Source organism: Burkholderia sp. PvR073 (assembly GCF_054055695.1).
In genome coordinates, this window is the sequence record NZ_JBSRXO010000002.1 from 728,526 (window position 1) to 741,319 (window position 12,794).

The 12,794-nt window shown below is 68.1% G+C and carries 9 protein-coding genes; 2 read left to right on the top strand and 7 right to left on the bottom strand.

Annotated features, from left to right (window positions below; translation table 11 throughout):
• Nucleotides 1-52 precede the first annotated feature (52 nt).
• The 5 genes from ACVK00_RS10475 to ACVK00_RS10495 all read right to left on the bottom strand — a co-directional run bounded on the left by ACVK00_RS10475 (nucleotide 53) and on the right by ACVK00_RS10495 (nucleotide 5,704).
• On the bottom strand, nucleotides 53-1,642 hold the full coding sequence (locus ACVK00_RS10475) for an ABC transporter substrate-binding protein (RefSeq protein ID WP_284891273.1): 1,590 nt from the start codon (nucleotides 1,640-1,642) through the stop codon (nucleotides 53-55).
• 136 nt (nucleotides 1,643-1,778) lie between these two features.
• The gene (locus ACVK00_RS10480; protein WP_121857258.1) at nucleotides 1,779-2,111 is read right to left on the bottom strand and encodes a sugar ABC transporter ATPase; all 333 of its coding nucleotides are present in this window, start codon (nucleotides 2,109-2,111) and stop codon (nucleotides 1,779-1,781) included.
• Between the two features lie 243 nt (nucleotides 2,112-2,354).
• Nucleotides 2,355-2,684: a hypothetical protein gene (locus tag ACVK00_RS10485; protein ID WP_284891271.1), complete on the bottom strand. Its 330-nt coding sequence runs from the start codon at nucleotides 2,682-2,684 to the stop codon at nucleotides 2,355-2,357.
• A gap of 150 nt (nucleotides 2,685-2,834) precedes the next feature.
• The gene (locus ACVK00_RS10490) at nucleotides 2,835-4,394 is read right to left on the bottom strand and encodes a DHA2 family efflux MFS transporter permease subunit (protein ID WP_284891270.1); all 1,560 of its coding nucleotides are present in this window, start codon (nucleotides 4,392-4,394) and stop codon (nucleotides 2,835-2,837) included.
• Nucleotides 4,395-4,801: 407 nt separating this feature from the next.
• Nucleotides 4,802-5,704 carry a LysR family transcriptional regulator gene (locus ACVK00_RS10495; RefSeq protein ID WP_284891268.1) on the bottom strand — a complete coding sequence of 301 codons (903 nt, stop codon included), beginning with the start codon at nucleotides 5,702-5,704 and terminating at the stop codon, nucleotides 4,802-4,804.
• A gap of 149 nt (nucleotides 5,705-5,853) precedes the next feature.
• On the opposite strand from ACVK00_RS10495, the gene ACVK00_RS10500 reads away from it, so the two are divergent.
• Nucleotides 5,854-7,884: an FUSC family protein gene (locus ACVK00_RS10500; RefSeq protein WP_284891441.1), complete on the top strand. Its 2,031-nt coding sequence runs from the start codon at nucleotides 5,854-5,856 to the stop codon at nucleotides 7,882-7,884.
• Between the two features lie 40 nt (nucleotides 7,885-7,924).
• On the opposite strand, the gene ACVK00_RS10505 is transcribed toward ACVK00_RS10500, so the two are convergent.
• The gene (locus tag ACVK00_RS10505; RefSeq protein WP_284891258.1) at nucleotides 7,925-8,845 is read right to left on the bottom strand and encodes a bestrophin family protein; all 921 of its coding nucleotides are present in this window, start codon (nucleotides 8,843-8,845) and stop codon (nucleotides 7,925-7,927) included.
• 12 nt (nucleotides 8,846-8,857) lie between these two features.
• Nucleotides 8,858-11,182, bottom strand: a complete 2,325-nt coding sequence (locus tag ACVK00_RS10510; RefSeq protein ID WP_284891257.1) for an FdhF/YdeP family oxidoreductase — start codon at nucleotides 11,180-11,182, stop codon at nucleotides 8,858-8,860.
• Nucleotides 11,183-11,335: 153 nt separating this feature from the next.
• On the opposite strand from ACVK00_RS10510, the gene ACVK00_RS10515 reads away from it, so the two are divergent.
• Complete coding sequence (locus ACVK00_RS10515; protein WP_284891256.1) at nucleotides 11,336-12,757, top strand: aminotransferase-like domain-containing protein; 1,422 nt, start codon at nucleotides 11,336-11,338, stop codon at nucleotides 12,755-12,757.
• Nucleotides 12,758-12,794: the final 37 nt, after the last annotated feature.

Sequence of the window (12,794 nt, forward strand, 5' to 3'; positions counted from 1 at the left end):
CGACGACGCCCGCGCGAGGGCCCCGAGCGGCCGCGCGGGCAGTGCCATGAAGCTATTTTTTCAACGTCCGGTAGGAAACCAGATCGTTGATCGGCCCGATCTCCGGCCCGGTCGTGCCGGGGCGCGTGGCGACCTGCACGACCTTCTCGAACATGATGATGAACGGCGAGTTCGCGAGCACGGACTTCTGCAGTGCCTCGTAGCGCTGCGCGCGCTTCGCGGGCGACGGCTCGACGAGCGCGGCCTCGGTATCCTTCGTCAACTGCGGGATGTCCCAGCTGTTGCGCCACGCGAGCATCTTCGTCTTCGACTGGTCGGAATTGTCAGGATTCCATGCGAACCCGCGCGCGTTGCTGTTCGGGTCCATGTAGTCGGGCGACCATTCGCCGATGAAGATGTCATGCTGGCGCGCGCGGTACTTGCCGATCGCCTGTTTCGCATCGCCCGGGATCAGCTTCACGCGGATGCCGGCCTGCGCGAAGTTCGCCTGCAGCGCTTGCGCGATTTCGATGTACGGGTAATCGTTCGGCATGTCCATCGTCACGTCGAAGCCGTTCGCCAAGCCGGCCTTCGCGAGCAGCGCCTTCGCCTTCGCGACGTTGAGCGTGTACGGGTTCGCATTCAGCGTGCCGAGGAAGCCTTCGGGCAGGAAGGTCTCGTGCACCTTGTAGGTTGTGCTGACGATGTTGCGCTGGATGCCGTCGTAGTCGACGAGCCACTTCATCGCCTGCTGCACGTCCGGTTTCGCGAGATTCGGGTTCTTCGTGTTCAGGCTCAGGTACAGCAGCGCGGACACGGGCCACGACGCGACCTTGATCTTGCCGGCCTTGGTCAGCGCGGCGAGGCTGTCGGGGCTCAGGTTGCGCGCGGCGTCGACGTCGCCGTTTTCGAGCAGCAGCCGCTGTGCGGACGCCTCGGGCACGTGGCGCAGCACGATGCGTTTCATCGGGTACGGCGCGCGGTACTTGTCGAAACGCTGCAGCACGATGCTCTCGTTCGGCGACCACTTGACGAGTTGGTACGGGCCCGAGCCCGCGTCGTTGGTCTTCAGCCAGCCGCTGCCGAAATCGTTGCCCTGCTGGTGCGACATCAGCAGCTTCTTGTCGAGCACCGACGCCGGGCACGCGCTCAGCACGTTGAGCACGAAGCTCGGCGCGTACTTGCGGTCGGTTTCGAGCACGAAGGTCTGCGGGTCGACCGCGCGCACCTTCTGCATCACGTTCGCCTTCGTGAGACCGAGATCGGCGAGCACGCCGGCCGGGCCCTTGTCGAGCTGGATGGTGCGCTGCAGCGACCACGCGACGTCGTCGGCGGTGACCGGGTTGCCGGAATGGAACGCGAGGCCGGGGCGCAGCTTGAACGTGTAGGTGACGCCGTCGGCGCCGACCGTCCACGATTGTGCGATCTGCCCGTCGAAGCGCGTCGGGTCCTTCAGGTCGACCCGCACGAGCCGTTCGTAGGTGTTCGCGACGTACTCGGACGGCACGAGCTCGTAGATTTCGCTCGGGTCGAGGGTCGTGAATTCGCCGAGCTGGGTGGCGACGACGAAGATGCCGGGCGGCGTCGCAGCCTGCGTCGGCAGCGCCGGAACAAGTGCGACGAGCGCGGCGCTGATGAACAGCCGGGACAGCAGATGCTTCATGCGGGCTCCGTGGAAAGGGAATCGTGGTGCGATTCTCTCATCGACGGCGGCCCGGATGAAAATATTCGACGGGCGCGCATGACGGCGCCCGCGGTACGGCTTGCGGGCCGGGCGAGGCGCCCGGCGCCGGCGGCGCTCAGATCACGCAGCGCGCGATCGCGAAGCGCATCGCTTCCTCGGCCGGCTCGCTGCCCGAGCCGCGCACGACCTTGACGACCGAGCCGTTGCCCGACGGCGTGAGCGTGACGAAGTACGAGCGCGAGCCGACGGTGATGTCGGTCACGCCGTTGTGCTGCGACTGCTCGGTGCCGGACAAGCGGCTGTCGAGGCAGTTGGCGATCGCGTGTGCGGGGCGCGCCGACGACACGTAGATCATCGGCGCCGAGCCGGACGCGGCCGAGTCGGACGAGGGCGCGGAACCGCAGGCGGCGAGCAGGGCGGCGGGAAGGAGCAGCAGGAATCGTTTCATGATCGGAATCGTCGTGGGTCTCGTGTCGAGGCTGGGGCGCGGGGTACGCGAAACGCGGAGCTTCGCGACGAAACCGCCGGAATCGTGCCGTTTTTGACGGTCGATACGGGCGGCGGCTGACGTCGGAGTATACCCGCGGCACTTGACGCATACGGCCTGCTGAAACGATTCGATACATAAGCGCCCGCTGTCGCGCGGCGGCAGCGGGCGTTTCAAAGGATGGCGAATCGACGTTGGCCGGCGTTACGGGCCGATCTTGTGGCTGACCGCGTTTTCCTCCCGGTTCAGCACGTGCTTTTCGCTCTGCGTAATGTGGCCGCGATCCTGCGCGGCCATGTCCCGCTCTTCCTGGCGGATCCTGCGGTCGTCACGGTGCAGGCGCGCGGCCCGGGCGTGCGAGATCTCGCCTTCCTTCACTTCGTGACGGATCCGGCGATTCTGGTTGGCGAGGCGCTGGTTGACCTCTTCGCGGCGCGGATGCGCTTGCTGCCACGGCGCTTCGGCGAACGCGGTGCCGGTCAGCACCGACATCAGGGTGGCGGCGATCGCGAGGTGGCGGGTGAGGGCTCGCATGACGTTTTTCTCCTGTCGTTGCGCACGAATCGTCGGCGCTTGTCGAAACAACGCTGTGCGGGCTCCGGCTGTTGACGTTTCCGCCTGTATCGATTGCAAGTCTTTATTACGTCCTCGAACGGCGATCAAGCCAACGATAACGGCGCGCGATCAATGCGCGCCCGCCGCCGCCGCGTCCGCATCGCCGCCGCCCGAGCGCGACGGCCTGGTGATCCAGATCAGCGGAATGATCGCGATGAAGATGATCGCCGACACGTAGAAGATGTCGTTCAGCCCCATCACGGCCGCCTGCGAATCGACCGAGGTGTTGAAGAACGCGAGCGCCGAATCGGGGCTCAGGTGCAGCAGCGAACGCGCGGCGTCGAGCTGCTGCGCGAAGATCGGGTTGCCGACGCTCGCCTGTTCGGTGAGCCGGACGTGATGCAGGATCGTCCGATCGTTCCACGCATTGCTGATCAGCGACGTGCCGACCGCGCCGCAGAACGTGCGGCCGAAATTCGACAGGCCGGCGGCCGCGGGAATCTTCTCCGGCGGCAGCCCCGACAGGATGATCGCCGTGAGCGGCACGAAGAACATCGCCATCGGAATGCCCTGCAGCAGCGTCGGCAGCACGAGATCCCAGTGCGACACGTCGGAATAGAACGTCGTGCGCATCATGAACACGACCGCGAAGCCGACGAATGCGAGCGTCGCGAGATAGCGCGGATCGGTGCGCGGCAGGATGCGTCCCATCACCGGCGTCAGCAGGATCGCGAAGATCCCGAGCGGTGCGGTGGCGAGCCCGGAGTCGATCGCGCGATAGCCGAGATAGCCCTGCATCCACTGCGGCAGCAGCACCAGCGTGCCGAAAAACATCCCGTACGCGACCGAGATCGCGATCGTGCCACCCGCGAAATTGCGCTGCGTGAAGAGCCGCAGGTCGACGATCGGATTGGCCGCGGTCAGCTCCCACACGAGAAAGAACGCGAAGCCGACCAGCGCGACGATGCCGAGCGCGACGACGACGGGCGAATTGAACCAGTCGAGATCCTTGCCCTTGTCGAGCATGATCTGCAGCGACGCGACCCACAGCACGAGCAGCAGGAGGCCAACCATGTCGATCGGCAGGCGGCGCACGGGCGATTCGCGATCCCGGAACACGATCCACGTGACCGCCGCCGCGAAGAAACCGACCGGAATGTTGATGTAGAAGATCCACGACCAGTTGTAGTCGTAGGTGATCCAGCCGCCGAGCGACGGCCCCGCGATCGGGCCGACGAGCGCGGTCATCGACCACAGCGCGAGCGCCGTCGCCGATTTCTGCCGCGGCCATGCGCCGAGCAGCAGCGCCTGCGACAGCGGCGCGAGCGGCCCGGCGACCGCACCCTGCAGGATTCGCGCGGCGAGCAGCGTCGGCAGGTTCGGCGCGATCCCGCACAGCCACGATGCGAACACGAACAGCAGGATCGACGTGACGAACAGGCGCACCTGGCCGAAGCGCTGCGTGAGCCATCCCGTCAATGGAATCGACACGGCGTTCGCGGCCGCGAAGATCGTGATCACCCACGTGCCCTCGTCGACCGACACGCCGAGGTCGCCCGAGATCGTCGGGATCGCGACGTTCGCGATCGACGAGTCGAGCACGTTCATGAACATCGCGAGCGATACCGCGATCGTGCCGATCGCGAGCCGGCCGCCCGTCAGCGGGCCTGGAGTGGACGAAGAGGACATGGTGTTCCTGCGTGAGGGAGGGTGGTCCGCGCGGCGCGCGCTGCGCGTCGCACAGGCGTACGCGCGCGACGCCTGCGCGGGAGAACCACGAAGCGGACGGACACACGCTGCCCGCGCGCGGCCGGCCAAGCGGCGGCGCGTCGCAGCGTGCGGTTCAGGCGTTGAATCGGAGGCGCGAAGCCGTGACGGGCTCCGGCAGGCGGGCGAGTGCCGGTCAGGAAGGCGCGACGCGCGTGACGCGTCGGCGCGCAGCCGGCCCATGGCTGCCATAGCGGGTGGTGTCGTTTCGCATCGCAACAGGCTAACGATGCGACGAGCGGCGATCAACGCTCGCACGCTCATTAATTCCTTTCGTGTGCCGCAATAATCCGGACGGTACGCGTCGATTGCCGGTCGTGCGATGCCGGTTACGACGCGTTCCGCCAACCGGTGAAGACTTCCGTCAGGAACTCGACGAAGATGCGCACCTTGCTGTCGAGCGTCGCGCGGCGCGGATAGAGCGCGTGCAGTTCGACGTCGTCGGTGCGGTGCCAGTCGGGCAGGACGATCTCGAGTTCGTTCTTCTCGAGCCGCCGCGCGATGTAATGCGTGGAGATCAGCGCGATGCCGCCGCCGCTCGCGGCCTGGCGCAGCACGGTGATCGATTCGTTCGAGATCAGCACGGGGCGGATCGGCACATCGGCCACGTCGCCGGCCGCGTTGGTGAGCCGCAGCGTCAGGCCGGGCGCGTCGCGCCCCACGTACAGGAAGTCGTGCTGCGCGAGCTCGTGCGGTGTCTGCGGGCGCCCGGCGCGCTCGAGGTAGGCGGGGCTTGCGGCGAGCTTCGCGTGCGACCAGCCGAGCGAGCGCGCGACGTAGCCGGAATCGGTCAGCATGCCCGCGCGCAGCGCGACGTCGAAGCCGTGCTCGACGAGGTCGAGCGGGCTGTTGTCGTAGATCAGCACGAGCTGTACCCGCGGGTAGCGCCGGTGAAACTCCGCGAGTGCCGGCTCCAGCTCGAACAGTCCGATCGAGTAGGGCACCAGCACGCGCAGCGTGCCTTCGGGATCGGTGCGCAGCGCGCGGGCCTGGCGGTCCGCGTCGAGCAGGATTTCCTCCGCGCGCAGGCAGCGCTCGTAATAGTCGCGCCCGCCTTCGGTGACGAACACGCGGCGCGTGGTCCGGTACAGCAGTTGCACGCCGAGATCGTCCTCGAGCTGCTTGACCTTGCGGCTCACGCGGCTGAGCGGCATGTCGAGTTGCACAGACGCGGCGGTGAAGCTGCCGCGTTCCACCACGCGCAAGAATATCCGGATGCTCTCAAAGTCCATACAGGTTGTTTTCAGTGCTTGGCCTGCGCGCATCTTACCGTCGCCAGCGGAATGGCTGCGTGTCGGTCAGGCCGATTATCCCGCCCGCTGAAATAACGCATCCCGTGGGGCCGGTAGTGGCGGCCGTGGCGCGATCGTATGCTCGCCGCATGAAATTCGCTTTCCCCAGCCTGCCGCCGTTCGCGGTCGTGCGCACCGCGCTGCGCGACGCATGGCCCACCTTGCCGCCCGGCGCGCTCGGGTTCGCGTTGCGCAACACGGCCGCCTCGCTGCTTGCGCTTTACATCGCATTCCGCATGAATCTCGACGACCCGAAATGGGCCGCGTCGACCGTGTGGATCGTCGCGCAGGGCACGCGCGGAATGGGGCTGTCGAAGAGCCAGTACCGGATCCTCGGCACCGCGATCGGCGCGGCCGTCGCGCTCGCGCTGACCGGCGCATTCGCGCAGACGCCCGAGCTGTTCCTGACCGCGCTCGCCGCCTGGATCGGCCTGTGCGCGGGCGTCGCGACGTTCCTGCGGAATTTTCGGGCGTACGCGGCGGTGCTCGCGGGCTATACGGCCGCGATCGTCTCGATGGATGCGGCGTCCGCGCCGCTGCACGCGTTCGATATCGCGACCGCGCGGTTCCTGTATGTGATGGTGGGCATCATGTGCGGCGCGGCGTTCGAAACGGTGTTCGCGCCGGGCTCGCCGCTGCGCGACGTCCGCACGCGCCTCGCGCGCTATCTCGGACGCGCGGTGGCCGTCGGCGCGGCCGCGCTGCGTCGCGAGCCGAACGGCGCGGCGGTACACCGGCTGTTCGCGGAGGCGCTCGATCTCGATACCGCGGCCGAGTATGCGGCCGCCGGCGCGCCGCCGGTGCGCAACGCGATCGGCCATCTGCGCGCGGCGGCGCTGGGCGTGCTGTCCGCGCATGCGGCCGCGCAGGCGATCGAAGCGCATGCGGCGCGCAGCGGCGACGCGCCCGATCCGCTGGTCGCCGATACCGCGCGGGTGCTCGACGGCGTCGCTGCATCAGGCGAGGCGGGGCCCGAGATGGCGGCGCTGCGTGCGCGGGTGGACCAGGCGTTGCACGTCGAGGCCACCGAGCCGACGGGCTCGGATGACTCACGCCTGCTCACGCTCGACCGGCTGAGCACACTGCTCGCCGGATTCGACGACGCGTTTGCAAGCAAGGCGCGGGTCGACCTGCCGGTTCCGCCGCCGTCGCGGGTCCGCTATGCCTTTCATCGCGACGTGGTGCTCGCGTGTCACAACGGCATTCGCGCGTTCATCGCGGTGCTGGTCGCGTCGGCGATCTGGATCGTCACCGCATGGCCGTCGGGCGCCGGTTTCGTTGCGATCACGGCCGTGGTCGGCGCGCTGTTCTCCACCCGGCCGAATTCGGCCCGGGCCGCGATTGGGTTTCTCAAGGGCACGGCCTGCGCGGCGGTGGCGGGGATCGTCTGCAACTTCATCCTGCTGCCGGCGGTATCGGGCTTCGAGACGCTCGCGTACATCATCGGCGTGTTCATGATCGGCACCGGCCTCGCGATGCGCCATCCGCGCACCGCCGCGCTCGGCAGCGCATTCTCGATCTTCTTCTGGAATTTCACGTCGCCGGACAACACCGCGCGCATCGGCGATGCGACATTCCTGAACAGCGCACTGTCGACGCTGCTCGGCATCGCGTTCGGCGTGCTGGTGTTCGCGCTCGTGTTTCCGGGCGATCCGGGCACGAGCCGGCGGCGGCTGCATCGCGCGGTGCGCCGCGACCTCGCGGATATCGCCCGCAACCCGCGCGGCTGGTCGGCAAGCGCGTGGCTCAGTCGCACGGCCGACCGGCTCGGGCGCGAGCTCGGGTTCGCGGGCACGCTGCCGCAAACGCTGATCGAGCGCGACATGCGCGACCTGCTGGCGATCTGGGGTATCGGCGACAGCCTGCTGTCGCTTGCGGAACTGGCGGCCCGGGAGCCGGCCGCGCGTCGCGCGGTGGCCGTGGTGCGCGGCCGCGCCGCGCTCGCGGATTTCGCCCGGATCGAGCGCAGTTGCGATATGGCTGCGCGGTTGCTGCGGCGGCGCGTGGCCGATATCGACAGCGACGGGGCACGCGCGCTGCTGCGCGGCATCGTGTTGCTGAGGCGGATCGCGGACGCGGTGGCCGGGCACGACCACTTCCTGCGCGGCCGCCGCGACTGAACGAGCAGCGGCCGACGGGGCGTCGAAGGTGCCCGGCCCGTCAGGTGAGCCGATACGCCGGACCGGGCGTCACTTCCGCCGGCAGCGGCTCGTGGTTCAGTTCGAGCAGCGTGCGCTCGATCATCCGCGTCATCGCATCGAGCGCGAGGTGGTTCGGCCCGTCGCCGAACGGCTCGGCGATCGCATGGGCGATCGCGTCGAGCGCGATCAGCGTATACGCGACGAACACGGTGACGAACGGCGTCGCCGCGCCGATCGAGTCGACCAGGCCGAACGGCAGCAGCACGCAGTATGCGTAGATGGTCCGGTGCAGCAGCACGTCGTACGAGAACGGGATCGGCGTCGATGCGATGCGCTCGCAGCCGCTCACCATCGACACGAGATCGTCGAGGCGCGCGTCGAGCATCCAGAGCCGCGTATCGGCGAGATGCCCGGCGTCGGCGCGCGCGGCGAATGCTTCGCGCAGTTCATGAACGATCGCGATCGGCGCATACCGGGCGGCGACAATGCGCGTATGGGTCCCGTCGTCGAGCAGCGTGCGCAGGTCCGCCGCCGGATCGGTGCCGCGCAGCTGATGCTTCAGCGCATGGACGAACGCGATGACCTTGCGCACGAACGCCTGCCGCGCGGCGTCATCGTCGTCGATCGCGCCGTAGCAGAGTGCTTGCGACACCAGCGTGCGCGTGGCGGTCAGCACGCCGCCCCACAGTTGCCGGCCCTCGCGGTAGCGCTCGTAGCTCGCGTTGTTGCGAAACCCCGCGAAGATCGCGAGCGTGAGGCCGATCAGCGTGAACGGCGTCGGGTTCAGCGGCACCTTCTCGCCGAGCACGCGGCCGCCGCCCCACACCGCGACGAGGCTGATCGCGAGCGTCAGCACGAGCTGCGGCAGGATGGTCGGCAGCACCGATCCGTTCCAGACGAGCAGCATCCGCAGCCAGTGCTCGCGCGGCCGAACGATCATCGCGGCGCTCCGTCAGGCGGCAGCCGACGCCGGCGCGGCCGCGCGATGCAGCAGGACCGGCACCGACTTCGACGTCGGCGTGTTGCACACGTCGCCCACGCTGTCGAGCGGCACCAGCGGGTTCGTTTCCGGGTAGTACGCGCCGATGCAGCCGCGCGGGATGTCGTATTCGACGAGCAGGAAGCCGTTGGCGCGCCGCTCGATGCCGTCGTGCCACACGGTTTCCATGTCGACCCAGTCGCCGGCCTTCAGGCCGAGCATCGCGAGATCGTCGCGGTTGACGAACACCACGCGGCGCTGGCCGAACACGCCGCGATAGCGGTCGTCGAGCCCGTAGACGGTCGTGTTGTACTGGTCATGCGAGCGTGTCGTCATCAGCGTCATCAGGCGCTCGCCGTGCAGCGCGCGGGCGCGCTGGATCGGCGTGTCGGTCGGCAGCGCGTGCGCGATGAAGTTCGCCTTGCCCGTCGGCGTCAGCCATTCGCGATCGCGTGACGCGACGCGCAGGTGGAAGCCGCCGGGCCGCGCGATGCGCGCGTTGTAGTCGTAGAAGCCGTCGAGGGTCGCCTCGATCGCGTCGCGGATCTTCGCGTAGTCGTCCTTGTATGCGAGCCAGTCGATCTTGCCGTTGCCGAACAGCGCGTGGCCCATGTGCGCGACGATCGCCGGCTCCGACATCAGGTTCGCGGAAGCCGGCTTGTTCATCCCGTACGACACGTGGACCATGCTCATCGAGTCCTCGACCGTCACGCCTTGCGGCACGTTGTCCTGCAGGTCGATCTCGGTGCGGCCGAGCGTCGGCAGGATCAGCGCGTCGCGGCCGTGGATCAGGTGGCTGCGGTTCAGCTTCGTCGTGATGTGCACGGAGAGCGCGCAGCGGCGCAGGCCTTCCCACGTGCGCGGCGTGTCGGGCGTCGCCATCGCGAAGTTGCCGCCGAGGCCGATCAGCACCTTCACGCGGCCTTCGAGCATGCCTTCGATCGTCTCGACGACGTCGTAACCGTGATGGCGCGGCGGCTCGAAGTCGAACACGTGGCCGAGCCGGTCGAGGAACGCCTGCGACGGCTTTTCCTCGATGCCGACCGTGCGGTTGCCCTGCACGTTCGAGTGTCCGCGGACCGGACACAGGCCGGTGCCGGGGCGGCCGATGTTGCCGCGCATCAGCATCAGGTTCGTCAGCATGTGCACGGTCGCGACCGAATGCTTGTGCTGCGTGATGCCCATCCCCCACGTCGCGATCACGCGCTCGCTGCGTGCATAGCGCTGCGCGAGGGCGTCGATCTGGTCGTACGACACACCGCTTTCGGCCGTCAGCGCCGGCCAGCTTTCGCGGCGCAGATCGTCGGCGAACGCGTCGAAGCCGGCCGTGTGTTCGTCGATGAACGCGGTGTCGAGCACGCGCGGCGCGCCGGCGGCGCGCGCGGCGTCGTCGAGTTCGAGCACGCGCTTGGCCATCCCCTTGATCAGCGCGAAATCGCCGCCGATCGTCGGCTGGATGAACGTCGACGCGATCGCGGTGCCGGACATCGTCAGCATCTCGAGCGGGCTCTGCGGATCGGCGAAGCGCTCGAGCCCGCGTTCCTTCAGCGGGTTGATCGACACGATCGTCGCGCCGCGCTTCGCGCATTCGCGCAGCTCGCCCATCATCCGCGGATGGTTGGTCGCCGGGTTCTGGCCGAAGATCAGCAGCATGTCTGCGTGCTCGAAATCGTCGAGCGTGACGGTACCCTTACCGACGCCGACCGAAGCCGGCAGCCCGCGGCTCGTCGCCTCGTGGCACATGTTCGAGCAGTCGGGGAAGTTGTTCGTGCCGTACCGCCGCACCAGCAGTTGATACAGGAACGCCGCCTCGTTGCTCGCGCGGCCCGACGTGTAGAACGCGGCCTGGTTCGGGTCCGGCAGCGCACGCAGGTGGCGCGCGATCAGCTCGAACGCGTCGTCCCACGCGATCGGCACGTAGCGATCGGTGCGGGCGTCGTACACCATCGGGTCGGTCAGGCGGCCGTGCTGTTCGAGCTCGAAATCCGTCTGTTCCAGCAGTTCGGTGACCGTGTGCGCGGCGAAGAATTCGGGCGTCACGCGCTTGCTCGTCGCTTCGGCGGCCACGGCCTTCACGCCGTTTTCGCAGAATTCGAACGTCGACGCATGCTGGCGGTCGGGCCACGCGCAGCCCGGGCAGTCGAAGCCGTCCGGCTGATTCTGGCGCAGCAGCGTGCGGTAGTTGCCGCCCGTGACCTTTTCCTTGATCAGGTTGATCGCGACGGCTTTCAGCGCGCCCCAGCCGGCGGCCGGGTGGTGATACGGTTCGATGCGCGGAGCGGCGGATTTCTTTTTCATGATGCGGGTGTTCAGGGTCGATGCAGTGAGAGTACGCGCGGCGCCCGGGCTGCTGTGTGTACACCTCTCATCTTCAAAAAAGAGTACAGTTGCGGCCATTCGGGCAGTGTGGATCGCAACTGTGTTGTTGAAGGGAAGTTGAAAGGGAGGCGCGTGAAGCGTTACGAACAACTGGCCGACGATCTGCAGGCGCAGATCGAGCGCGGCGTCTACCGGTCGGGCGAGCGGATTCCGTCGGTGCGGCAGGCGAGCCGGCAGCAGCAGCTCAGCGTGACGACCGTGCTGCGCGCGTATCTCGTGCTGGAGAGCCGCGGCCTGATCGAGAGCCGGCCGCAGTCGGGTTATTTCGTGCGGGCGCGGATCACGGAGCCGGCCGAGGCCGAGCTGCACACGTCGGCGCCGGCGGCCGAGCCGTCGGCGGTGGACGTGAGCCGGCTCGTGCTGTCGACGCTGCGCTCGATCGCGCGTGACGATGCGGTGCCGCTCGGTTCGCCGTATCCCGACGCGTCGCAGTTCCCGGTGCAGCGTCTTGCGCGCTACGCGCAGGCGATCGGGCGGCGCCGTACGCGCTGGGGCGTGATCGACGACCTGCCGCCCGGCAACCAGGAACTGATCCGCCAGATCGCGCGGCGCTACGCGGAGCGCGGGATCGCGGTCGAACCCGGCGAGATCGTGATGACGATCGGCGCGACCGAGGCGATCAACCTGTGCCTGCAGGCCGTCGCGCGGCCGGGTGACACGATCGCCGTCGAGTCGCCGACGTTCTACGCGATGCTGCACGCGATCGAGCGGATGGGCATGCGCGCGCTGGAGGTGGCGACGCATCCGGGCGACGGCATCGATCTCGACGCGCTCGAACGGATCCTCGAGCGCGAGCGCATCGCCGCGTGCATGGTGATGCCGAATTTCCAGAATCCGCTCGGCTTTCAGATGCCCGATGCGCGCAAGCGCGCGCTCGTCGAGCTGCTCGCGAAGCACGGCGTGCCCGCGATCGAGAGCGACGTCTACCACGAACTGCATTTCGGCGACACGACGCCGAGCGCGCTGAAGTCGTACGACCGCGACGGGCTCGTGCTGCATTGCGCGTCGTTCACGAAGAGCCTGTCGCCGCGCTACCGGATCGGCTGGGCGATGCCGGGCCGCTACCGCGACCAGGTCGAGAAGCTGAAATTCCTGAACACGCTCGCGACGCCCGCGATCGAGCAGCTTGCGATCGCCGAATACCTGAAGCACGACGGCTACGATTTCCACCTGCGGCGGATGCGCAAGCAGTATGCGCAGCAGGCGAGCCTGATGAGCGCGATGGTGCGGCGTTTCTTCCCGGCGGGCACGCGGCTGTCGCAGCCGCAGGGTGGGTACGTGCTGTGGGTCGAGTTGCCGCCGCAGGTCGACGCGATGAAGCTGTATGCGCTCGCGCTCGCGCAGGGCATCACGGTCGGGCCCGGCCATATGTTCTCGGCGAGCGCCGATTACCGGAATTTCATCCGGCTCAACTACAGCTATCCGTGGTCGCGGCAGATCGAGGACGCGCTGAAAGTGCTGGGGCGGCTCGCGTCGGAGTGCGCGGGGCTGTGAGCGGCGCGCGGTGAGGCGCGCTGCGGGATCGCGAGCG